This is a genomic window from Halotia branconii CENA392, from assembly GCF_029953635.1.
Classification (GTDB): domain Bacteria; phylum Cyanobacteriota; class Cyanobacteriia; order Cyanobacteriales; family Nostocaceae; genus Halotia; species Halotia branconii.
Window position 1 is genome coordinate 218,074 of record NZ_CP124544.1, and the last position, 24,724, is coordinate 242,797.

The following is a 24,724-nucleotide window of genomic DNA, read 5'->3' on the forward strand; positions in this document are numbered from 1 at the left end:
TTTAAAATGAACAATGAAACCTTCAAAAACTCCAAGACATCCAGATAAATTAGGTAAGAGAAAATTAGAAACAGAGCAGGTTAACGTTGCCAAAATATTAACTCCTTTTGAGGATATTATTCATTTGGCTGGAATCTGTAGTTTGAATTTAGGAGGTAGAAGAGGTGTAGGTGCATTGATTCTCAAAAAAGGTGAAGATATTCAAATTAAATTTTGTTTTGATTGCTTAGGTATTCATCCCAATTTAGCAAGTGAACAAATACTACCGATGTTTGAAGGTATAGAAGCGGGGCTGAAGGAAATACCTGACAACGAGTCATTGACCATACATTTAGGGTCATTTACAGATGATTATGCACGGCAGCAAGAATTAAAAAAGATTGAGAGCAATTGTCCAATACAGCAACTAAAACTGTTAACGCGTAGTGAAAGGTTACGAATCAAAGGTTTAACTCAAGCTGGAGTACGTAAAAACAAATTCTTGAGATTATGGTGTACTTATACTGTTGCTGGTGACAATGAACGCAGTAAGGATTTCGTAGAGTCTTTAATTAGAAAATTAGAAAAAGGGTGGTATAAATTCACAGGAGAAATTCACTCTATTAATAACACCAAGATTGACAGCATTCTGCGAAATTCATTTAATGATGGCTTTCAAGGATGGGAGGCTTTACTTAGTAATAAGATGAAGCTGGGTGTTAAAGCTCTGAGCGCTGAAGAAATCTGGTCAGTCATCTGGCAACAATTTAATCATTCTGAGCCAACGGCAATCCCTAACCCTTTAAAGATAAATGAAATAGATGGATTAATCGAAACCCAAACAAGTGATTTTCACATTCGGCATCATATTTTAGAGAATGAGCAGTCAGTTCCGTTCTTAGATCGCAAATGGGTGAGAATCCAAGATAAATATATTGGAGCGCTTAACTTTAGTCAAAAGCCAGGGGGATGGATTGATGAACAAGGTCAATTAAGATATCTATGGGAATTGATATCTAGAGATAGTATTTTTGATACTGAAATATTTTGTCAGGTAATAAAAGCCAACGAAGGAATCACGAAAACCAATCTACAAAGACTAACTAAACAGTCAATTACTTCTAGCACATTATCTAACGATAAAGGCAATATTGATGTGAAGGCGGGACTCAATATTGAGGAGTCCGTAGAAGCCCAAAAGACGATTTATAAGGGCAGTGTTGTCGTGCAAACGGCTGTAGTTTTTCTCGTGCATCGTCAGTCTACACGGGAATTAGATGAAGCTTGCCGTTACCTTGCCAGTTACTTCTTGCGTCCGGCGGCAGTTGACCGAGAGGTAGAGTATGCCTGGAAAGTATGGTTGCAGTGTTGTCCATTCGTTTGGGAGGCGTTACTGACCAAGCCTTTTAACCGCCGACTGCCTTATTTTAGTTCAGAAGCTCCAGGGTTAATGCCGTTGATTCGCACAGCCACTGGTGACACAACAGGATTTGAATTAATTGCAGAAGAAGGCGGAACACCTGTTTACCTAGATTTATATCAAAATCACAAGAATTTGGCTGTCTTTGGTGCGACTCGTTCTGGTAAATCAGTCTTGGTTGCAGGTATTTTAACTCCGGCACTTGCTCAAGATATCCCGGTTGTGGCATTGGATTACCCGAAGCCAGATGGTACTAGCACGTTTACAGACTACACCAATTTACTAGGCAGTGATGGGGCTTACTTCGATATTTCTAAAGAATACAATAACTTGTTTGAGTTGCCGAATCTGCGAGGATTAGAACCAGAAGTTATCAATGAAAGATTGAATGATTTTAAGGAGTTTCTCAAGTCAGTTTTGATGACAATGGTTGTGGGGACTAGCATGATTGGGGTTAGTCAGTCGATGATTACTAATATTGAGTCAATCATCGCTTTGACTTTAAAAATATTTTTCAATGATGATGAAATTAAACTGCGTTACAAGTTGGCATTGGAAGCTGGAGTAGGAACTAAGGCGTGGACAGAAACGCCAACACTACAGGACTTTTATAAATACTGTTCACCTGCATTTATTAAATTAGATTCTATTGCTAGTAAAAGCCAGGATATTTTATCAGCACTAGAGCAAATTAGATTACGCTTAAATTACTGGTTAACTACAAGAGTAGGGCAATCAATTTCTCGACCTTCTAGTTTTAGAACTGATGCCAAATTACTTGTTTTTGCATTAAGGAATTTATCAAGTGAGGCTGATGCAGCGATATTAGCTCTGAGTGCTTATGCGGCGGCACTGAGACGAGCATTAGCATCAAAAGCCAGTATATTTTTCTTGGATGAAGCACCAATTTTATTTGAATTTGAATCAATTGCTGATTTGATTAGTAGATTATGTGCTAATGGTGCAAAAGCTGGTATTCGCGTGATTCTTTCTGCTCAAGAACCAGAAAGTATTTATCAGTCCAAAGCTGCGGCCAAAATCTTCGCTAACATCACTACACGTTTGGTTGGCAGGATTCAATCAAGTGCCGTTGACCCATTTATAACAAGGTTTAAGTACCCATTAGAAATCATTCGGGTTAATAGTACAGAAGCTTTTTATCCCAAAAAGGAGGGGATTTATTCTCAGTGGTTACTTGATGATAATGGCAAGCTTACTTTCTGCCGTTACTATCCCGCACACTGTTTACTGGCATCCGTTGCCAATAATCCGCATGAACAAGAACTGCGTACTCTTTTCTTAAAAGAATATCAAGATAATTCCTTGTTAGGAATGATTAAATTTACCGAGGATTATATCAGGATGATTCGAGGAGAAGAGTTATCAAATGAAGCAAAACAATTAATGTCAAAATTGCCAAAAATTAAGGTTGCTTGATTATGAAGAAGAATCGGACAATCGCTATAGTACTTTCTGCCACTCTAGGGAGTTTATTGATAGCTACACCTAGCTATGGAGTAACTATTACTGATTTTTTTAGCTCTATAGTTTCGGATTTTAAAGGTGAGGTAAGCGAGATGCAAACTTGGGCAAAATCGCAAATTGATCAAGCTTGGGCTGGGATTAAACAAGATGCTCAAGCTGCAATTGATAATACTACTGGTCAAATGGGAGCGCCTGACCCTATTGCTAGCAGTGGTGAATTAAAAAATCGAATTGCTAGTATTTACTCATTACCAGTTGCCCAACAAAAGGCAGAAGATTTAGAGCGAGAACTCACAAGAGCTTCAATCATGAGTGTTGTAGGTAAAACGGGACAGGTAGATACATCTAAAAAAATAGAAAAAACAACACAAATAGCACAAGAAGCTCAAAATCTTGCTGACCAAGCGCAAAACATGGATGCTTCTCAAAATGTCCTCAAGGCGATCGCGGCTCAAAATACTTTAGTCGTTTCAATGTTGGCACAGCAACGCACAGACTCACTACAAGCAAGACATGACAGTTCATACTCCAATCTCATGCTGACTCAAGTAGCGCAGAATATGGCAAATGTGCGTAAAAAAGAAGATTTGAATGATCTCGGTACTCTTTCTTTGAGCCATGAACTGATCGGCATGTCTCGTTTAGATCCCACTTATAAGTAAGGGCAGAGGTGCGGAGGGGCAGAGGGGAATGAAGAATGTCTTGAATTTGTTCATAATCTTTCTTTCTCCCGAAGTTGCTCCACTTGGTGAGGAAGTTCAAGTCTTGGCGGTTCCCGTCGAGTTGAAACTTCCGTTAGCGCAAGCGTTAGCGACGCAGGAGCGTCACCCGGAGGGGGAGGCCCCAAGACCGCACTTCTCTCCTTGTCTCCCTACTTCCCTGCTCCTCTGCTCCCCTACTCCCCTATTTCTTATGCTTTCAAAAAATTATTTATTTGCTCAATCTCAATTTGCTGGTGCTGACTTATTAGAGCAAGCAAGCAAGACGGCAGATTTCATTGCTCAAGGTTTCAATGATCTTTGGGATGAAACTATAAGGGGTGATGTGTATATTGCTATGTGCAAAGTAGGCGTATTATTCGCTGTTGCCACCCTCACTTTCTTTATGGTTGAGTGGACAAAGAAAATGCTCAATGGCGAGGAACAGCGTGCTTATTCAGAATTTATTTGGGTGCTGATAGTTATAGTTCTTCTAGCAAATAATGGCAAAGTCTTAGGAGAAAGCACTCTAGGAATTAGAAATTACATCAATAATACAAACAAATATGTATTAGAGCGTACAGCACAGGGTGTTGACTTAAGAGCTGCATACCAAAAAGCTATGGGCGTAGAAGCAGTCCGTGGGGCTATTGGTAAAGAAATAGGGAAATGCGAAACCTCATCTCTAACTCCAGAAGAATCTGTTAAATGTTTGGAGGATGCTAAGAATAGACTTCAACGAGACTATCCTAGCTATTTTACTGGTTCTAGTGGGCCTTTCTCATGGATCATTCAAAAGATTGACAGGATTATCCAAGCTCCAATAGAGGCAATTAACGGTGGGGCTAATCCTCTACAAGTAATACTTTCCCCTTTTAGTGCTTACATCGGTTCTTCGGTAATTGAAATTGTTTCCATTGTCCTGATTGGTTTGAATGGAGCTTATCAATGGGCGATTGAACTAACGATGCTGCTGACGGCACTTATTGGGCCTTTAGCTGTGGGTGGTTCTTTATTACCTTATGGTGGTAAAGCAATTTTTACTTGGCTAACTGGATATTTTGCTGTAGGAATGGCAAAGCTTTGTTTCAATGTAATTTCAGGATTAGCCGGACAATTGATTGCGACTTCTAGAGCAGATCAACCTCTATTCTTCTTATTCACAATTGGCATTTTCGCTCCTTTCTTAGCAACTGGATTGGCGGCTGGTGGTGGTTTAGCTGTGCTTCAACAAATCAATAAAGCCTCTGAAACCTATAGTGCCATCGCTATTGATGCTAGTAAAGCAGTATTTACAAGAGGTCGCAGTTTAGCGTCCAAATTTTAATAGAGGGAATAGGGAATAGGGAACAGGGAACAGAAGAGTTAAACAAGGAGTTTTAAATGTCAGATATTAGTGATTTTCAAGACCTCTTCCCTGCTCCTGTTTCACATCCTGTTTAGTATAAAAAGTACGGGATATCCAGCAATGTTTAATGCCAAAAATAGTACAAAGCCGAAGTCAGAGCCTTTGCAACTTCTGAAGTATAACAAATCTGTGCCAACAAGAATTGGAATAATATCACTAGCTGGATTTTCGATGGCGTTCTTTTCTTTGTTACTACAACTACTTAATTATGGTGCAGTCAGTAGTTTAGGTAAAAAGCAATTAGCACTAGTGCAATTATCATCAGGAGAATCAGTTATTGCCCAAGCGGTAGAGCCTAGTGAAAGGTCAAATGAAGTTATTAAGAAATTTATTTCTGATACTTTTATCAAGATGTTTAATTGGGATGGGTTAGTTAAAACCTTTAATGAAAAAGGAGAACCTATTACCAAACAAGATACTGGAATAGATGTAGGTAGAACTGAAGGCTCTAATGGCAGAGTAACTACTTCTGCTTACGAAGCAGCATTTGCTATTAGTGAAAAGCAAGATTTTCGGACAGCATTTTTGCGTAAGTTAGCTGTTATGACCCCGGCAGGGATATTTAACGGGGATACACAAGTATCTTTGATTCCTCGATTCATTTCAGATCCCCGCAAAATTAAAGATGGGAAGTGGGAAATAGATTTAGTAGCCACTCTTGTTACTTTTACAAGAGTTGATAATGCTGGTCAGGGCATTTCTTTCAACAAGACTATTACTGTGGAAGCTATTGATACACCACAGGAGATTCCTGGTGGCACTACTGCTTTAGCCAAGAGCATTTATCAAAGTAGAAGATTGGGACTAGAAATTACACAAATTGTTGATTTAAATATTGCTAAGAGAAAATGAAAGATACTCACATTGATAGCTCATCAACTGTAGATGACTTCCTAAAAATAGATGATGACTTAAAAGATTCAGCACCTATTTTAGACCAGAACCAAGATGAAACACCATCAGAATTAGAGCCAGAAATACAACCAGTCCTAACTAAACACACAATAGTAACTTCTCCGTGGTCAAGACTGTTAATAATCGCAGTTCCTTTCGGATTAACTTTCTTAGCTATATTTTGGTTACTCAATGGTATTTTTAATCCCTCAAGTCCATCTGTTAAAACTGCCGAACAGCCCAAGAATGAATCATCAACACTAGAACAAGTTGACCAAAAAGATGGTGAAGTTTACGCTAAATTAGCGCTGAATCAACAGCAAGATGAATTGAGCAAAATCAATAAAGATAAATCCGAAAAACCTCAAACAACTGTTGTGAAAACGGAAAAAGTAGTTGAAAAATCACCACCGACTCCACCACCGACGCAACAACCAAGACCCGCAACTACCAGAAATAATTATCCTCCAGAGCCAAGACGTAGTTATGCAGCTACTCCTACTAAAGTTTCAGCACGAACAGCTAAACCTGTTGATCCTACTACTGAGTTTAACCGTCTTCGTAGCCTTGGCTCTTATGGAAAGATAGCTTACGCCGATACCTCTGATACGAATATTAATGAAACTGCACCAGACCTTTCTCAATCACTAGATCCCTCACTTACGCAAACTGAACAAGTCGAACAGTCAAATAATGTTGAGCCTACGATTACCGAAATCCCACAAGAAAGTACACCAAACTCTATTGAAAAAATCCGCCCCCGGTGGCAGCCACAAACTAAAGCTAATAAATCCGCAACTTTAGCTAATAACTACTTACCAGGGGAAAATCAAATTCTTCAAGAGAAACAAACTCGTTATTTAACAGTAGGTGAGTTTGCTAATGGGGTTTTGATTACACCTGTAGTCAAACAAGAAGTTGATACCAAAAATGAAAGTCAACAAACTGATGACGGCAGACGTTTTGTAGCTAAACTTACGGAAGATTTGCGTGACAACTATGGTGATGTAGCGATTCCGTCTGGGAGTCTACTAGCTGTTGAAGTAGTGTCAGTAGATGGTGGTAGCTACGCAAACGTGCAAGTAACTAGCATTATCAAGGATAAAACTGAATATCCCATAAGTAAAGGTGCGATCGCGGTACAAGGGTCAGGTGGTAAACCATTGATTGCTAAGAAATTTCAGGACAAGGGCGGTGAAATTACTCAGTACGACATGACTGTTGGACTAGTATCAGCTTTAGGCAAAGTGGGAGAGGTCATAAATCAACCCGACAGTGAAGAAGAAGTAGAAGATGAATTTACAGGGAGGATTCGGCGGCGAAGTAGTGGCAATCGCCGCGATCTTAGTGGTGCGTTGCTTGAGGGTGCATTTAGCAGACTGTCACAAATTGTAGGCGATCGCGCTCAAACTTCTACAGAAGAAATCCTTGCTCGTCCCAACGTCTGGTATATCCCCCAAGAAACTAAGGTGACATTTTTGGTAAATCGCACCCTGGAGTTGCCATGAAAAATTTACTGATTTGTGGCGCAGTTGCTATTACTTGTTTCAATCCAGTAAATGCGATCGCAGTCCCTGTAGTTCGCACGATTAAACAAACTCAAGCGAGTGGAGAATCTGCCAAACTTCAAACTATCAATGTCTGGAATGGTCACGGCGTGATCATCTCATTCTACGAAGTTGGGGAAACAATTAAAAGGGTATGGTTAGACGACCCCTCTCAAATCCTGGTTGACACCGATGGTTGTTTAGAAGGCATCGACCAAAATTGCCAAAATACCGGCGCGGGGCTTATCCATCTCAAGCGTATCAAAAAAGTTAACGTTCCAGGCTTACCGCAGACACTAACAACTCTACTGACAATTATCACGCAAACATCTGATGGTGAACGCAAGGCTTACAGTTTTCGTTTAACGACTTCTAATGGCATTCCTAAATACAGCCAAGTAGTAATAAAAAGTGATGTTGCTGTTGAAGAAAAGAAAGTAGCAATTCCCCAACTTCAATCATTAATAACCAGTTCCAAAACTACACGTAATATCAGGAATGGCATAGCTGTTGCAATCAGAAAAAAGTGGATTAATCCTAAAGATGAATTACACCAACGTTTAGAGAAATTCATCATTTTGCTGTATATGGGTGATGAAATTTCAACTGCTGCTGATAAAGCATCCGTATCTATGGAGTTGGTCAATAAACTAATTAGTCTTGGCAATTCTTCTCAAACTTAATCTTCAATGCAATAGAAAAATGAATACAGATAAACTATCACCAAAAGCTAAGAAGGATATTACCAATTATCTCATCTTGTGGGGATTATTGGGGGGATTATTTATCCATAGTTTTATCAAGCATGGGTTATTGAATCAAGCCATTGGTTACATTCTTCCCCCTGCGACAGCGCAAGTTCCCATAGTTGATTCAAGTAATGGTTTCATGCCTGATTGGTCACGCCTTAAGTTCAGCGACATGATTATATCTGAAGATGGTAAAGTAACTTACCGAGGCTCTAGAGGAACTGAAACGAGAATTTGGAATGCTGGACAAAGTATTGCAGAATTTATGGAGCTTGGTGATTTTGAAACTCTAGAATTATCAATAGAAAAACTCAATCTTTCAACAATAGCTAGAGTGCAAGGATTAAATTTAAGTCAACTGAAGCTTTCAGATTTGGAATTAACAAAATGGCAGACATTGCCTAATTTAGTCAAAGCAATTCCGGGATTGGGCAACAAATCTGTGACGAGCGTTAAACCTATTAGTGATTTTTTGAGAAGATTTGGAATTACTAGTGGCACAATAGGTAATGCTAGCAGATTTAGCAGAATTGCTAATGTACAACTAGGAAGAGTAATTAACTTAAATAACTACTCTCTCACTTCCATACCCAATATTCAAAATGCATCTCTGAATCGCTTTAGGGATTGGCAAGATAGCAAAATTAACGGAGTGCCAGGACTAGATAATCTTACCTGGGATAACTTCCCTGGACTCAACAGACTTAATCTATCGTTCGTTGGTAAAGTAGATCTTCCACTTGGAGACTTAGAAGCGAACCGAGTTCGTTCTATATCTGGCAGTTATCAAGAAGGTTTCAATATTCCATGTAACAAACCTAGCTGCGCTCACTTTGAAGCTTCAGGAATCGGCAAGACCACGGGGACGCAGTGGATATCTGGTAAGTCCCAACAAGTAAGAGGTGGATTTGGGATTCTTAGAGCTTTGAATGGTGGGAAAGAACCCACTGGCAGAAATCCTTTTGGTTCCGCTTTTAAGCAAGTGGTTTGGGAAGTCAACGAGGCGGAAGGCTCAGTACAAACCACAATGTTTTTCAGGATTTGTAAAACCATTCCTTTCATTGGACGTACTTGCTCTCCTTATTTTATCGGGCCTGTCCCATTCATTAAATATCGAGAAAAAGACCCGATCATCTTTGGTCAGCCCAACACTTTGCCCTAATTAGAAGAAGTCAGAAGTCAAAAATCAGAAATCAAAATTGATGAATTTAGCCTGGGATTGGGAAATCATAATTTCTTTGTTTTTTATCGTTCTATCTGAATATCAAAGTCTTCTTGATTCTGGCTCCTTACTCCTGGATTCTGAATCCTTAACCCTAATCAAATATGAGTAAGAATCAAATAACTTCCACAAGCACCCAGCCATTTCGTTTTGAACAGCTAAAAAACCCTCAGAACGACATTGGCAAGTATACTCACCATTTGTTTACACCAAATGGATTAGCAGTTGTCAGTATGTTGGCTGCTTATATCCTAATGAGAGTATTTTTTGGTGACGGTTCTAATAAGAAAAAAATTGCTACTAGTTATTGGGGAGGTGCTAAAGAAACTGCTACAGCTAAGAAAAAAGCCCTCAAACAAATAAAAGCACCTCGATGTGATGGTGCTGCTCTTTATATTGGTAAGCATAAATTCCAGGGTACTAAGAAGGAAAAGGGGGCTGGCACTACTTTTTATATTCCTGATGTCCAGCGAGGGACGGCGGCGATTGGTACTACTGGGAGTGGTAAAACTTTCAGTGCTATTAACCCTGCGATTTACTCTGCCATCGACCAAGGGTTTCCGATAGTTGCCTATGACTTTAAATATCCGTCACAAGCTAAAATAGCTGCCTATGCTAAGAGCCAAGGCTATGATGTACATATTTTTGCGCCTGGATTTCCTGAATCTGAAGTATGCAATCCACTCGACTTTTTACGAGACAGTAGTGATGCTGAAACTGCCCGACAAATTGCTACTGTTATCAATAAAAACTTCCGCATTCTTAGTAATAGTAGCGAAGATGGTTTCTTTGCTCCATCTGGAGATCAGCTGACCCAAGCTATCTTGATGCTGACTAAAGAGTTTGGCGAACGCGCTGATGTGATGACGAGTGCCGCCATACTTGGGAGTGAACAGATGGTGCAAAGACTTATGGCAGCTAACCTCAACCCGTGGATAAAGATTGCCTTTGGTCAGTTGTTCAGTTCCGCTGCATCCGAGAAAACTGTTGCTGGTATCGTGTCCACAGCTAGCATCATGTTCACTCGGTTTATGGCCAAGAATACTATTGGTTGCTTCATAGGTAAGACTACATTGCCCTTAGAAATCAAAGGTAAGCAGATGATCATCTTTGGGCTAGACAGAGAACGCCGGGATGCTGTCAGCCCCCTGCTGACAAGTATTCTGCACATGACCATTGCTCGGAACATTGCTAAAAAACGTTCAGACCCGTTGATAGTAGCTCTAGATGAATTGCCTTCCATATACTTACCCGACTTATTCAAATGGCTCAACGAATCTCGAAGTGAGGGTTTCTGCGGTATCCTCGGCTGGCAGAACATGGGTCAATTAGAGAAGAATTATGGCAAAGAAGTAGCTAAAACTATTCTTGGTGCTTGCGGTACTAAGTTTATTTTCAATCCTGGTGAAAATGAGTCTGCACAATTATTTTCCAGCTTTTTAGGTGATGAAGAAATCAAATACAAGCACAAGAGTCGCTCTACAGGTGGAGGTAAAACCAACACTACTACTAGTGACCAAGAGAAGACTAAAAAACTACTAGAATCAGCCCAGTTTTTGAAACTACCAGTAGGAAAATGTGTATTTATCAACCCTGCTTATTCTAATAAAAATGAGGGTTCGGTTCCTTTACTGAAATCTATCAAAATTCCTAAGGCTATTTTAGACATTGAAGAATATAACCAGCAGCAATGGACCAAATTTGTCAGTCTTTTAGCTAGAAAAAGTACCCAGAAGTTCCCGACTCAGCATGATTTAGACATCAGAATCGCTGACATCAATAATCGTTTCCCTATTCCTCAAAATCCCAAAGACGCTGCAAATAATTCTTTACCTTTAGATATCTCGGAGGTGGGTTCGTTGTTTGATGCTGATTCAAGTGTTTTTATTTAAATCAGGGAACAGGGAACAGGGAACAGGGAACTCTTAACAGCAAGAAAATTAAGGCTAGATACAAGTTTTCTTACTTGTTTTTTTTCTCGGACACAGTTGGTTCTAAATCCTTCATCAAACAGCCCCTATTTCCTATTCCCTCTTTCCTCTTTCCTCTTAATTATTACTACTGTTCCCCGTTCCCTCTTACTCAGGACTTCCACACATGCGAATGATAATTGAAGAATCTGCTATTAGTGATTTTAGTGTTATTGAAGAATTAGCATCGAGCCAAAACAGATGTCTATCCAGTTTTCTAGATATTAATGCTCCTGTTTCACAAATTATTGAGAGTTTTCAGACTCTTTCTCAAAGGCGACCAAAACTTAGAAAACTAGGAATTTATACCAAAATCAGTTTAAAAAATCTTTGTGTTTCCCTTCAAGAATCATCTTGCCGACAAATTTTAAATCAATATATTCGTGGTATCGGTTGGGATGATTTACAGTATATTAGCTTTTTTGAAACGGCATCTGATTGTCTCTATATACATATTATTTTTAATCGCGTTACTCCTGAGACTAAACTGATTGATTTAAATTGCCTGGGAGCTTCTTGGCAACAATATGAAGTCCTCCGTAAATCCTGCTACCAGATTATCCAAAATTCTTTGTCTAACAGAATACAGGAGTCAACTTCAATTCGCAATTCGCAATTCGCAACTCGCAATTAAATCAGTGGTTGCTCTGAAACCATATAATTACCAATTACCAATTACCAATCACCAATTATTTGGTCAGAATACAGAAATCAGAATAATTAAAGAACTAAGGAACAAAGAAGTTGATCAAGAAATATACTACTCATCATTCATTCTGACTCCTGACTTCTGACTCCTGACTTCTGACCAAAACAATTGCGAATTGGTTTGACTCCTGTATTCTTCTTATTACTATCTAAACAGCTATGTTTGATGAACGACACTTACAATTGAGTTCTGCTTATGCCAAAAGTAGTGAATACTTTGCTAGAGCAGTAATAGCTCCTTGTTTAAAACATGTGCTGGACGCGATCGAGTCCGCAATAGATGATGAAATAAACAAGAGATTAAAGCTGGAAGTTGGCGAAGAAACTTATGTGATGACTCCCGATGAAAATGGTGGTTATAAATGGGAGAAATTTGACCCCGAAACCAAGGAATTTAATCAAGCCGAATTTGCAGAACAAGAAGAATTTGAAGAATTATTAACAGAGCTTTTAACATCTTCTGGTGAATTTCCACTTTTACCACCGACCGGGACAGATATACCTTTACCCGGTTCTACCACGCCACCTGATTTACCTTCGAGTGATTCACCTCCAGTTGTGCCGCCTGATGATAAGCCTCCATTTTTACCTCCCTCTGCTACACCCGTTGAACTAGTATTCATGCAAGCAGAAATCACTCCCTTGTATGACTCAATAAAAGAAGCAGAAGCGCAGAGGGACAAAGGAACAGAGGAGCGAAAGGGAGTTGAGAGTCAAGCAGAGGGGAAAGAATTTCCCTCTGCTTCCCCCTTGCACCCTGCACCCCGCACCCCTACCTCTTCTACATCGCGCCTAAACCCAAATCACTGGCAAGAATTAGTAGAAGGCAGTGCGATCGCTCCTGTTGTTGCTAGTCTAAATTTTAAGAGTTTAGGTACTGAACCCGTAGAGCAGGAGCATGAAGCATGGGAATATCTCATGTACAGCGACAAGCTAGAACGTATTAATACCGGACGGTTGTCTGCTTCGATGCTTAACAAATATTCTCACATAGAGGATGGCGGTTGGTGGTGTAACTCTGGTGTTGATCCTCGTGTCTTTGCTGATTTACAGCCAGGGGATAAACCCGATCAAAAATTATGGGGATGCTACAAACCGAATAATCCCAGAGCAAAAACTGATAACCCAAGCAAACTTATCAAATATGAGCATCCGCCAAAGACTGGCTTGAGCATCTTTTTATTGGATGTTCCCCAAGATATAGCTAATAAAATTTATGAAAAAGCTGGAGTACAGCCAACAAAGAGCGATCGCACTAGTGGATTTTGGTATTGTGTGTGGAAACATGATGTCCCAGTCACGATCACCGAGGGTGCAAAGAAAGCGGCCAGTATTTTGAGCCAGGGTGAAGCAGCAATTGGATTACCTGGGATTTATGCTGGATATCGTAGCAAGGATGAATTGGGGAATCAGATAGAGCCTGTATTACATGATGAATTGGCAGTTTTTGCTACTCCAGAACGGGATATCAAAATTTGCTTTGACTACGAAACGCGGCGTACAACTAAGCGCAATATTAATATTGCTACTTACCGCACTGGTCAACTTTTGTCAGAAGCTGGTGCTAATGTCAGTGTTATTTCTCTACCAGGGCCACAAAAGGGTGTTGATGATTTGATTGTTGCACAGGGCGCAGAAGCTTTTAAGCAAGTATCTCAAACATTTATTCCTTTGGACGATTGGTGGCAAAACAATCAGCCACCCGATTTACGCCTGACAGTCTTCCTGAAAAATGGTCAGGAGATTCAGCTTTTTGAGCAAAAGGGAGATGGCACTGTTAATACTCCATCTCCAGAGAATTTAGAAGAGGAAGAGACAATTGCTATTTTTGGGAAAAACCGTCACAAATTATCAAGAACAGAACCAACAGACCTGATTGCATTCTCAGAAAATTCATCCCTAATTCCGGTATCAATAGATGCTAAGGTGATAGACGCTGAAGTACTTCCCGATGAAAGTAAAAAAGAACCAGTTCAAAGCGCTCCCCCCTTGAGGGAAGGTGAGGATTACCAGGATGGTTCTTGGGTAAGAAGAGAAGAGGTCACAATATACCAACAGAATTTCTTCAGAAAACGTTTATCAGCTAGAGAAAATAAGAATATTGCTTCTGTTGCATCAGCCCTTGTAAGAAATTATGGGGTTCAGCGAGACGATGGGTTAGTATATCAGGCTGATGCTTTTACTATCAAAAAACAGGGAGACAATTACAGCATTCATCGTCGCGGCGAGGAGACTAAAGCACTAATGCAGTTTCACGGTGATGAATGGGGAAACATTACCAGCTTTGAGCAACCCAAGGATATGTTGCCCATCGAAAGACAGGAGTTTTTGCTAGTTGTTGATAATCTTAAAAGTAGTAAGCGACTACCTTCAGTCGATGAAGATCCCAGAAAAATTGCTAGTATCCTTGGTTCACTATCTATTGATGGTACACATAAAATTTTAGAAAGCTTCAAAACTTCAGAAGTCTTACAAATCCTGACTCAAACTGTCAAAAAAACTGGTCGTGATGATTTGGAATTAGGTAACTATCGCATTCTCTACGAAAAAAGCCAACAAGATAGTACGTCTGTTCTCAAGCTCCTCAAAACTGAACATACTGGTGTTACAAGAGTTGCTGCCAGTTTTGAATTAAACAGAACAGATTCAGGGATGACGCACCAAGTCAAAACTCTCGCACTGAATGAACTTGACTTGAGCAAACTGAGATTACTTGCCCAAAAGTTACATATCCCGCCCAATACTGCTGCTACTGTAAATATTAATCCTCATGCCACACGTGATATTGAACTGCCTCTTCACCCGAAAATTGCAAAACAATGGCAGGATTTAGAAAATAGGCAACAACCTCAAACCTTTGTTTCCTACAAGGCAGAGACTAAAAAGCAAGATGCTTCTACCCCTGATTTAAATAATAATTCCCAAAATATTGAGCAGCAGTCAGCTAAGACAACAGTAGAACGACCAATTAAAAAAACGTCTAGTTTCCAAGGTAAACCTAATGTAGAGAGCATTCCTTTACCCCTTCATCCTTTGCTAGGTCAGTACTGGCAAGAGCTAGAAGATACTGATAGATGGGCAGACATCGCCAAACAGGGGAATGCGGAATTTCGAGAGAAAATCCAATCTTCTGGCAAGCTGACGATTGGGGAACAACGTGAACTTTATCATAAAATTCAGATTCAAGCTCAGACTGAGATCCGCCAACAACAAAGAACCAATATCGTCCTTCCACCTTTGAGTGAAATTACTCATGATTTGCGACAAGAACTGAATCAACAACCTCATTCACAAAATCAAACAGACTTTTCTAACTCTATTCGTGATACACAAGTGCCACTTCACCCAGAAATCGCTAAACCTTGGCAAGATTTAGAAACTACTAATAAATGGTCAGGAGTTGCAGACCAAGGTAATTACCCTTTGCGGCAGAAACTCAAACAGACTGGTAAGCTTACCCTTGGTGAGCAGCGCGAACTTTACAGCAAAATCTTGATTCAAAGTGAAGTCGAGCAACACCGTACTGGAACAACTGATATCTCTCTTCCGCCACTGAGCGAAATTGTACAAGATTTGATGTCTGCCCGTAGCACAATCATCGACAACACCTACAGCCCAAAGGTTGAAGTGCGTTCTCAAAAATCTCAGCAGCCACATTACAGCAGGACTCCATCTGCTGAAGTTGAATTGTAATAGATACAACAGAGTTTGAGGTACTTGTCAAATCAATTAAAAATTAAAGACAATTGTGTTCAGCTTTACCCACCACTAATTGTAGACCACGCTCATCTTTGATTTAGTGGGGGCTTGTACCCAAAATTAGTTAATTAAAAATTATTATTTCTTCCAATTTTTAATTTTGCGGAAAGTGGGCGGTGTCGGTTTCCGTCCCGCCCAACTTTCCAAGACGAATCTTTAATTTTTAATTAAAACTTGCCTACGCCGCAGGGGAAGCAAGTGTGAATTTATAACATTTATGCTAATCTTCAGTAAATAATTTTTCCAACTCTGAAAGCAGCTTGTCAAGTTTTTGTTTTTTCTTGGGATTATCCCACGCTTTGGCTCTTTTAGCTTTTATAGATATTGCTTTGAGACGATCTTGATATGCAATATTTTCCTCTATTTCACTGCCTGTCGTGTTTGAGTTCAAGTTTAAGATGCGCTCTTTAATTTGATTTAAAGATAAATTATTGCTAATAACATCTTCTAAAATAGCTTGGCGCTCGTTTTTATTTTTAATTCGAGCAATAGCTTGGGCTTTAGTGTATGCAATTTTACCCTGACTTAGAACCTCTAATATCTCCTTTGGAAGATTACGTAAGGGTAGACGATGAGTCGTGAATGACTCCCAACTCATCAGCCCCAAAGAATTAAACACCTCTTGAATTACTTGTACTTCAGATTGACCCACAACGTTGTGGGCTGTTTTTCCTTTTGCTTCTTTCTGCATCCGAAACAACAGTGCCGGGACTTCTTGTACAGGCATATTGAGTTGAAGTGCTAGTAACTGTACAACCGCTTCTGTTTCTTCAACAGGGTTTAAATCTTCTCTTTGAAGATTTTCTACCAAAGCTACTTGAATTACTTCCTTGTCATTTAGATGAAGAACTACAATGGGAACTTTTTCTAGTTTTAATTCTAAAGCCGCACGATAACGTCTTTCTCCAGCTACTAATTCGTAACGATCATTTGCTAAAGGTCGAACAATTAACGGCTGAAGAATCCCATGCTGTTTAATGGATAATTTTAATTGCTCATGTTTGTTGGGATCAAAATAACGTCGCGGTTGATTTTGAGGTAGGACTATGTTCTCAATCAATAACAGTTGGGTAGCATCACTTGTTGCTTCAGCTTGAGCTGTGACAAAAGCATCAAGAACTCCACCAAATTGAAACATTTCCTTGCTTTTACTTTTTTCCATCATTTGAGACTGTCCAAAGTTTTCGATATCTCTTTTAATAGCTTGAGAGTAGGATGCTTGGGATTAAAAACGGCTAATGGCTTTCGGGCTTGAGAAGCATTTGCAAAATCGGTTGCTCTAGGTATAGTTGTATGAACAATTCCAACCTTTGACAACTGTGTTTGAATTGACTGTAAACTTTGTTCTCCTTGTGATGTACGGGCATCATACATAGTGGGAATAATACCAGCTACTTTCAACTTTCGGTTTGCTACATTTAAAACTTCAACAATAGTATTGAGCAGTAATTCTGTACCTTTTAAAGCTTTAAACTCAGTCTGAATCGGAATCAAAACGTGTGTCGCTGCAACTAGGCTCATAATACTTAAGATTCCAAGACTTGGCGGGCAATCAATCAGAATATAATCATACTGTTCTTGAATCGTTTCTAAGGACTGCTTAAGACGTAGCTCCCGCATGATTGCTGCTGATAGTTCCATCTCTGCTTTACTCAGTTTGATATTAGAAGGGACAAGATCCATTGAATGAAGATCATGAATAATTGGAATTTTATCTTGATGCACTATCGCGTTATATATGGTACTCTCCAATTCCATTGATTCCAATCCCATAAAAGTTGTTAATGAACTTTGAGGATCTATGTCAACCAGCAGGACTTTACGCCCCATCTGTGCAAGATGATATCCAAGATTCATAGTTAACGTGGTCTTTCCTACACCACCAGACTGATTAAATAAAGCGATAATAGGTGTCATCTTCAATTTTTCCTAACGAAAGTCCTATTCAAGAATTTTGCAATGCAATGTCATTTTCTAGACGCACTCTGGAAAGATTAGCAGAGTATTCATGTAACTCAGGTAAAATCAATAGAGAATCAAAAGCATCATGCTTAAATATTAATTGTATTTTTTAATACTTAAAACTAAGTATTAAAGCGGTATTTTTAGGAAAATTCTGGTTTAAATCAAAACAATGCAAAACAACGAATCATCTAGCTTGGTCATGGAAACTATTAGCACTGTCAATCGTGATAGTGGATTATCAAATAACATCATGGCTTATCGGCTGGCACTCATGATAAAAAAGCATCCGGACGAAGTACAATCAACAACCACGCTGGATACCTCCAAGCGCGAGAATTTACAAGAAGACCTGAGAACAGCCCTGTCTAAAAATACTCAAAACGTTGAAGACTACAGACAAAATCTTAAAGACAAGTATTATACCGAGTACTTAAATAAATTTGGTGTCGCTCAACAACGCTCAGATGCTGTACCGCAACAAGACAACTCGACAAGAGTTGAAAATTTGATTGCCGAGAAAAAGCAGACATTTCTACAAAAGATGTTTGAGGCTGGGAAACACGAATTACCTTTAGGTCGAAAGTCCAGCAGTCCTGATAAAGTACCTGAAATAATTCAGCCTGAAAACACTGACTCATCTGTTGTCGATGAAGCTGCCAAAAAATCTCTCATCCCAGCGCTGATGAGAACTGTCATGACAATGGGTAAAGATACTAATCAAGGACGAACTTATGAAGGGCTAGTTTACAAGCTACAACTATGGATTAAAGAAGGAATGCAGTCCCTCAGCGTTAGTCGCAAAGGTGGAAATCCACAGATAGCTTTTACTGCACACAAGGATGGTGATGAGCAGGAATTTCAGATCACACAAAATAACCTTTCCGAAGAAGAAACTAATCGACTTATTACCTTTGATAAACAACAGACAGCGCAACAGCCCAAAACTCAGGATAATTCTATCAATAAAAATGACAGTGCCGAACTTGGCGAGTGACAAAACAGGAGTCATTTCCAATTCGCAATTACCAATTCGCGGCGGGGCTAAACGCCCCGCTACCGCTAACGCAATTAACACCCCACAACTGAAGTTGGGGGCTTGAATATTGATACTACGTGTTTTGTTTTTTTCATAATTAAAATCAGGGGCTTTGACGCTAAGGATGAATCAATTACCAATTACGTAATTGCGAATTGCGAACTGCGAATTGTTCGGTCAGGAGTCAGGAGTCAGAATTTTAATTTGGTGGGACTGTAACTACAGCAGATTGTATATAAGTAAGGTACAAATCTTAAGAACAAAGCTATATACCAACAGACTTTCTGCCTGTTAAGAGTTCCTTATCAAGAGTTCCCTGTTTCAACTGAAATACCCAGCGAACATTCCCAGGATAAAAGCAGTAACTACAAGATAACGTTTTGTAACCCTTTGTAATCCCAAGAAGGGTGAAATGATGACTGCCAAAGCTATGTAAAACATTGCTTGATAAATATCGTGACTGTGAAATTTGATGGTTGCGGCGATCAATAAAGCTACAAAAATCAAAATTTCAACTATAAATTCAATCTTGTCCCATAGCTTCGTATCATACAGGTAGCGCATTTTGTAATCTCCCAGATTCATGGAGCATACTACCATCTAACCCATAAATCCGGTCATTTCTGTATGGGAATATTATTGTAAACTTAGTACCCTTGCCTACTACAGAATCTACTGCAAGTTTTAATCCGTGAGCTTTCGCCACCATCATGGCAATGTATAACCCTAGTCCTGAACCAGATGGATGGAGTGAGCTACTATTAGGCGATCGCCACGAAGGTAGAAAAATAGTTGATATTTCTTCTGGGTCGATACCAACGCCAGTATCTTCAATCTCAATCACTAAATCATCACTTTGGTTAAGAATCCGCAAGAAAACATTCCCAGACTGAGTGTAGTTAAAGGCGTTTTGAAGCAGATTATGCAGCATTCTCCATATACTGCTCACATCTCCTAATACTTGAGTCCCATATCTATATGTTGGGACATGTTCATAGTGCAAAGCTAGGGAACGAGATTGGGCTATTGGATAGCACTCTTTGTACAGTTTTTGTAGAAAAGTTAGCATATCAAACTGCTTCACTGAATTGATCTCCCACAAACAATTGCTGTTTGAGCTTCTCTTTTGCGCCTCAAGTAAAGAAGTAATTCTATTATTAGTTGACAAAATCGCTATCAGTAGTGGCTTGATATCTTCTAGAGAATTTCCATATACACCATTAATCAACTGATTTAAGATTAAAGATGTACCACCGAAAGCGTTTGAAATATCATGTAAAAAGGTGGATAAATCCAGGGTATTGTTCAAAAATCTTTGCTCATACATAACCTTACTTCCGTTGATAAATTGTGATTTAGTCCAATTTTTGAAGAGGACTTGGAAATATATTTACTATTCTCTTAATTTTACATTAATTCTAAATTTATGTTTATTTATCAATAAAGAAAAATACTTATTTAAGTAAATATGCTATAAATATTTTATAATCTTGTAATCGAAGTAACGAGAATGATTCGATTAGTAATTATTGAAGATGAAGACTTAATCCGGCTAGGAATTAAAACAGCCATTAATCAAGAGCAAAATATAGAAGTAGTCGGTGAATCTGCTACTGGTTCTGGGGGGATGAAGCTAGTTGAGCAACTCAAGCCTGATATTGTTTTGATTGATATTGGTTTGCCAGATATTAGTGGCTTGGATCTGATCTATGACATCAAGAGTAAAACCAATAGTAAAGTCATTGCTCTCACTTGTCACTCCAGTCAAGATATAGTGAATTGCGCCTTACAAAATGGCGCTGATTCCTATATTCTTAAAAGAATGGATCTGGAATTAATTAAACACGCCATCAACACTACTTATCAGAATAATTCTTTTATTGATCCTGAAGTTGCTAAAAGAGTTTTTCAAACCTTTACTGCTCACCATCAGAAAATCAAGGGTAAAAAGTACACAGAACTGCCTACTGCTACAGAGCTTCAAATTCTCAAATTAATGTCCCGTGGTTTATCTAATAAGGAGATAGCCGAGAAACTGTTTGTTACAGTCAGTACAGTCAAAGGACACAGCAGCAATCTTTTTTCCAAATTAGGAGTTAGAGATCGTGTCAACGCTATCCTTAAGGCTAAAGAACTTGGTTATTTGGATGCAGAAAACTTGAGAGTTGTTTGACTATTTATTATTTTTGTTTTGTTTCATCCGAATTAAGCAATATCCTTGTAGTCGGTTTTCTTGTTTACAAGCGGCAATTGCCGATTCATTGTCTAATATCAACTCGTACATTTGTTTTCCCTCACTTGATTTAGCCCATTGCAAAACTTTCAAATCACTAGCTGATACTACTAATGCTTGAGTATTACCCAAATTTGAAACTATATTCCAAGTTGTCAAAGAACCCAACAGCGCACCAGTCGCCATCACTAATCCACTCATCACCGACACCAACCCTAATCCCCACTTACCCATGTATCTATTTGCGTTTGATGCTGTGGTTGTGGGTTTGAGATTTTTCATTTCATCCCGCACAGCACCAGACACAACTGTATAGTGCATTGACTGAGCCGCTTTGCTTGTTGATTCTAACTTCTGGTCAATCATTACTGCCCACGCTTCCACCATTGCCTCCATTCGTGCCTGGAGGTCAATCATCGTTTCTTCGTATCTCCCCAAACTCGCCATTAGCTGAAACATGGGATCATCTCGTGATATCCCTAACTCTTGAGTCATTTGAGATATGCGTTTTTGTTCTGCTTCAGAATACCCCTGTAACACTTGTTCTGTTCTCATTATTCAGTCCCAAATATTTAATCGCTACGTTATTACTTAAAATTGAATTATTAAAGTTTTGAATCCATTGGTAGATATAAGAACGATAAATTATGTAAATTGATGTGTCTGTGTAACACATAGAATAGGGCTTACCTGTTCTTTCCAAGGCTTCATAATGATCACGCGGCAGTGCTGGCAATACTATCTCTGTGCCACCTACTAGTTGTAAATTCCCCTGCATTGATTGCTGATACTCGATAAATCTAGTATCAAAGTGCTGATTTTTTACTACTACATAGTTAGCATTATTAGCAGCAACCTCTACAAGAGTTTTCATGTAACTAACACAGTCGGTTCTATGGGAGATTGGTTGGAGAAAAGTTAGTCTCCATTTATAAGCAACTAAGAGGTCAAAGAGGTCAGAACAAGCAATATACTGACAGATTTTATCTATGTATTGTCCTGGCATATCAACGATAATTATGTCCAGTTCATTTTTGTTAAATTCATCTAAGATTTTATCTGTACCTCCATTAAAAAAGTCTAAGCTTTCAATTGGGACTGAATTTGTGTATGCTTTTAATTTATTGCGATTGTCATGGTCATATACCTTAATTTTTTTCCCTTTAGTTTGAAACAAATTGATTAATAGTTTAGTAACTGTAGACTTACCCACACGAGAATCGCCTACAGTCATAATCATTCGTTTAGGACAATTCAGCACCATCTAACCCTAATAATTCTTGTACTGGTTTTACCTGTTCTTTAAAAGTTCTCAGCCAGCTTGTCACACGACCTTTCACAGAAGGTAAATCCTTTTGCTCCATTCCTTGTCTAAAAGTCATATTTTTTTCATCTAAGTAGTCATAACTACGTTCTATTAATTCTGGCATTGTGATATTAAAGAATGGGCTTTTTTCTTGAGTCATTTTCTCCTTAATTTCCTTGATATTTGGAGACTTTTCATATCTAGAAAATTCTTCCTCTTCTCCAAAGAAAAGATTCTTCACCACCACATAGTCAACATTTTTCCCACAAAAGCTATACAAATCTATTAGCTGATTGATAGAATCACTAACACGGCTAATAACTACTACCATCGTTACGCGTATATCATAATCGTTTTCGGCTGTTTCCAGGAAATTCATCTGTTGTACAAACTTTTGCAATATTCTTCTAGATTGTGGTGGTAATTCCAGTAAAAATAAAGATTCTGGATGCGGTGTATTACCATCTTCATCTGGTTCTGGATTGACCATTTTTTTCATGCCATCAAAGAACTGATCTATTGTGCCATTTTTGAAAATATCAATCGGTTCTATACGGCAATATTGTCCATAGAATCTCAATAACTGAGAATTGGAACTATCAGCGTCAAACCCCACAAATCTTTGCTGTGCATCCAGATATGTTTGCACAAGCCCTCTTGCAAATGTACTTTTGCCAACTCCCCCTTTGTCTCCAGTTACGATCACTAATCTCCGCGAATATTTCTTAATTATTGGCTGGTTTAATTCTTCTTGCTTTTTAGATTCGTCGTTTTCAATGGTATCTATGGTATCTGTCACTTTTTTTCTCCTTCTCATGATTAATTATTGTTAAGAGGGAATAGGGAACGGGGAACAGAGACAAGAATTAGCTACGTTTAGCGCGTAGCAGACGCACCAGAAGCGTACTTCCTCCAAAATTCTTTAAAGATATCTCTTAGCTGATGAATCATGAAATTTATTGCTACTTTTTTGAAAAACATTCAAGTATTTGAAAGTAAAAAATTTCTAAATCTCTCGCCTTGCCAAAATTGGCTAAACTATTAGCAGTTGATTTTAAGGCTTGAAGGATTAAACCTTGTTTGACAATCTTCATCCACTCATAATTATTGACTTTTTTTAAAGAGCTACATATATAAAAATCTAATTCTTGTGCTATTAATAAATCTGAAGATAATACAATTAGATGATTATATAGTTGTTCATAATTTTGAGTTTTATACAAAACTGGTTTGACTAACTCTAAATAATAACTTCTTAATAAGAATGCTTGATGATTTGTAGGATAAGGACATTTAGTAGACAAGGTAATCCTTTTATAAAGCAGTTGTAAATATAGCTCTATAGTTTCTAGTTCTACTTGCCAGATTTTCTGTCCTTTTAAATAGAGATGATTTGCTAATGATTTTTTTTGTTGAAAATTAATTTGTTGAGATAGGTATTCTGTATTAGGTTCTATTGCCAGAACTATCTCTTTTTTAAATACAGGTATTATGTTACTTCTCACCCATTGCATGAATTGCCTAACTATATCATTACCCACTATATCTATTAATGAATGGATAGCAAGAGCGTTCATTGTGCTGACTCCAACTACTTGATGATTAATAATCACAAACCGCTGACTTGATTTAGCGTCTATTAATGTTACTTTCTCATCGTTAAGTGCCGGAGCAATTATTTGGAATACGTCAACAGCAAATAACTCTAGTCCATTTGGAGCATCTATCACTCGTACAACATTATTCGAGAAATGTTCAAATTCCCAAAACTGCCAAACTTCTAGCATTTTTTCTTGTTCTAATTTATGGCTCCTGATTTCTGACTTACTATCTCATATCTGGCAATTTCAAAGGAATCGATAAAAGTACTAAAATAATCCGTACTTTAGTCTCTTGACTTTTGATCAATTATCGTTATAGATGGAAAAGTTAAACATTATTAACTAACTTTTTTTAACTTGCTCATTGACTTCTCTATAATATGAATACTCCCTTGTAATTAGTCAAAAATATGTCAACTTGGGGTGAAGTTTAAGCGGGGAAACACAGCTATCTTACAGAGGTTAGGAGCATAAATAAGGTTTACTTATGAAATATACCGAAAGGCAAATAAGAGCAGCAAAAGATAACGCGAAGCTACACAAAATTTATTTAGAAATATCTGACAAACAAGCATTTGCTTTTTTAGATTGGTATTACTCTCATAGAACACATGTAGATTCTGTTTATGAAGCAATAAGGATCGGTTTGTCAGGGTTGAGGACTGTAGGGATTCGACAGCAAATAGCAGCTTGGGAAGATATTTTGGGTATTGACTATTCTCCGCGATAAATAGATGGTGTCTT

21 protein-coding genes are annotated in these 24,724 nt (G+C 38.6%); 13 read left to right on the forward strand and 8 right to left on the reverse strand.

The window, feature by feature from the left end; all coding sequences use genetic code 11:
- Positions 1 to 13: 13 nt before the first annotated feature.
- The 10 genes from QI031_RS31410 (at position 14) to QI031_RS31455 (ending at position 15,773) form a co-directional block, all read left to right on the forward strand.
- A complete protein-coding gene (locus tag QI031_RS31410) occupies positions 14 to 2,836 on the forward strand; it encodes a hypothetical protein (protein ID WP_281486265.1) in 2,823 nt (940 codons plus the stop codon).
- 2 nt (positions 2,837 to 2,838) lie between these two features.
- Complete coding sequence (locus QI031_RS31415) at positions 2,839 to 3,546, forward strand: hypothetical protein (protein WP_281486266.1); 708 nt, start codon at positions 2,839 to 2,841, stop codon at positions 3,544 to 3,546.
- Between the two features lie 250 nt (positions 3,547 to 3,796).
- Positions 3,797 to 4,909: a hypothetical protein gene (locus tag QI031_RS31420; RefSeq protein WP_281486267.1), complete on the forward strand. Its 1,113-nt coding sequence runs from the start codon at positions 3,797 to 3,799 to the stop codon at positions 4,907 to 4,909.
- Positions 4,910 to 5,119: 210 nt separating this feature from the next.
- Positions 5,120 to 5,842, forward strand: a complete 723-nt coding sequence (locus tag QI031_RS31425; RefSeq protein WP_343217881.1) for a hypothetical protein — start codon at positions 5,120 to 5,122, stop codon at positions 5,840 to 5,842.
- A complete protein-coding gene (locus QI031_RS31430; RefSeq protein ID WP_281486269.1) occupies positions 5,839 to 7,392 on the forward strand; it encodes a TrbI/VirB10 family protein in 1,554 nt (517 codons plus the stop codon). Before QI031_RS31425 ends, QI031_RS31430 begins: the two co-directional genes overlap by 4 nt.
- Positions 7,389 to 8,114: a hypothetical protein gene (locus QI031_RS31435; protein ID WP_281486270.1), complete on the forward strand. Its 726-nt coding sequence runs from the start codon at positions 7,389 to 7,391 to the stop codon at positions 8,112 to 8,114. The genes QI031_RS31430 and QI031_RS31435 overlap by 4 nt, the downstream gene beginning before the upstream one ends.
- 19 nt (positions 8,115 to 8,133) lie before the next feature.
- Complete coding sequence (locus QI031_RS31440; RefSeq protein WP_281486271.1) at positions 8,134 to 9,342, forward strand: hypothetical protein; 1,209 nt, start codon at positions 8,134 to 8,136, stop codon at positions 9,340 to 9,342.
- 164 nt (positions 9,343 to 9,506) lie between these two features.
- The gene (locus QI031_RS31445; protein WP_281486272.1) at positions 9,507 to 11,294 is read left to right on the forward strand and encodes a type IV secretory system conjugative DNA transfer family protein; all 1,788 of its coding nucleotides are present in this window, start codon (positions 9,507 to 9,509) and stop codon (positions 11,292 to 11,294) included.
- Between the two features lie 205 nt (positions 11,295 to 11,499).
- Positions 11,500 to 12,006, forward strand: coding sequence for a relaxase/mobilization nuclease domain-containing protein (locus QI031_RS31450; protein ID WP_281486273.1), 507 nt, complete (start codon positions 11,500 to 11,502; stop codon positions 12,004 to 12,006).
- Positions 12,007 to 12,239: 233 nt separating this feature from the next.
- Positions 12,240 to 15,773 carry a DUF3854 domain-containing protein gene (locus QI031_RS31455; RefSeq protein ID WP_281486274.1) on the forward strand — a complete coding sequence of 1,178 codons (3,534 nt, stop codon included), beginning with the start codon at positions 12,240 to 12,242 and terminating at the stop codon, positions 15,771 to 15,773.
- 286 nt (positions 15,774 to 16,059) lie between these two features.
- Here the strand turns inward: QI031_RS31455 and QI031_RS31460 are convergent, their stop codons facing one another.
- Positions 16,060 to 17,004 (reverse strand): ParB/RepB/Spo0J family partition protein, encoded by a 945-nt coding sequence (locus QI031_RS31460; RefSeq protein ID WP_281486275.1) that lies wholly within the window; start codon positions 17,002 to 17,004, stop codon positions 16,060 to 16,062.
- Positions 17,001 to 17,756, reverse strand: coding sequence for a ParA family protein (locus QI031_RS31465; protein WP_281486276.1), 756 nt, complete (start codon positions 17,754 to 17,756; stop codon positions 17,001 to 17,003). The genes QI031_RS31460 and QI031_RS31465 overlap by 4 nt, the downstream gene beginning before the upstream one ends.
- A 217-nt stretch (positions 17,757 to 17,973) precedes the next feature.
- Here QI031_RS31465 and QI031_RS31470 point away from each other — a divergent pair, with 217 nt between their 5' ends.
- The gene (locus tag QI031_RS31470; protein ID WP_281486277.1) at positions 17,974 to 18,798 is read left to right on the forward strand and encodes a hypothetical protein; all 825 of its coding nucleotides are present in this window, start codon (positions 17,974 to 17,976) and stop codon (positions 18,796 to 18,798) included.
- 363 nt (positions 18,799 to 19,161) lie between these two features.
- On the opposite strand, the gene QI031_RS31475 is transcribed toward QI031_RS31470, so the two are convergent.
- On the reverse strand, positions 19,162 to 19,404 hold the full coding sequence (locus tag QI031_RS31475) for a hypothetical protein (protein ID WP_281486278.1): 243 nt from the start codon (positions 19,402 to 19,404) through the stop codon (positions 19,162 to 19,164).
- Entirely contained in the window at positions 19,388 to 20,149 is a 762-nt protein-coding gene (locus QI031_RS31480) for a sensor histidine kinase (RefSeq protein WP_281486279.1), read from the reverse strand. The genes QI031_RS31475 and QI031_RS31480 overlap by 17 nt, the downstream gene beginning before the upstream one ends.
- Before the next feature lie 201 nt (positions 20,150 to 20,350).
- Here QI031_RS31480 and QI031_RS31485 point away from each other — a divergent pair, with 201 nt between their 5' ends.
- A complete protein-coding gene (locus tag QI031_RS31485; RefSeq protein ID WP_281486280.1) occupies positions 20,351 to 21,013 on the forward strand; it encodes a response regulator in 663 nt (220 codons plus the stop codon).
- On the opposite strand, the gene QI031_RS31490 is transcribed toward QI031_RS31485, so the two are convergent.
- The 4 genes from QI031_RS31490 to QI031_RS31505 form a co-directional block, all read right to left on the reverse strand.
- Entirely contained in the window at positions 21,014 to 21,628 is a 615-nt protein-coding gene (locus QI031_RS31490; protein ID WP_281486281.1) for a DUF6753 family protein, read from the reverse strand.
- A complete protein-coding gene (locus QI031_RS31495) occupies positions 21,594 to 22,307 on the reverse strand; it encodes an ATP-binding protein (protein ID WP_281486282.1) in 714 nt (237 codons plus the stop codon). The genes QI031_RS31490 and QI031_RS31495 overlap by 35 nt, the downstream gene beginning before the upstream one ends.
- A 10-nt stretch (positions 22,308 to 22,317) precedes the next feature.
- A complete protein-coding gene (locus tag QI031_RS31500) occupies positions 22,318 to 23,178 on the reverse strand; it encodes a nucleotide-binding protein (protein WP_281486283.1) in 861 nt (286 codons plus the stop codon).
- Positions 23,179 to 23,341: 163 nt separating this feature from the next.
- Positions 23,342 to 24,166 carry a hypothetical protein gene (locus QI031_RS31505; RefSeq protein ID WP_281486284.1) on the reverse strand — a complete coding sequence of 275 codons (825 nt, stop codon included), beginning with the start codon at positions 24,164 to 24,166 and terminating at the stop codon, positions 23,342 to 23,344.
- A 301-nt stretch (positions 24,167 to 24,467) separates the two neighbouring features.
- On the opposite strand from QI031_RS31505, the gene QI031_RS31510 reads away from it, so the two are divergent.
- Positions 24,468 to 24,710 (forward strand): hypothetical protein, encoded by a 243-nt coding sequence (locus tag QI031_RS31510; RefSeq protein ID WP_281486285.1) that lies wholly within the window; start codon positions 24,468 to 24,470, stop codon positions 24,708 to 24,710.
- The last annotated feature ends 14 nt before the right edge of the window (positions 24,711 to 24,724 follow it).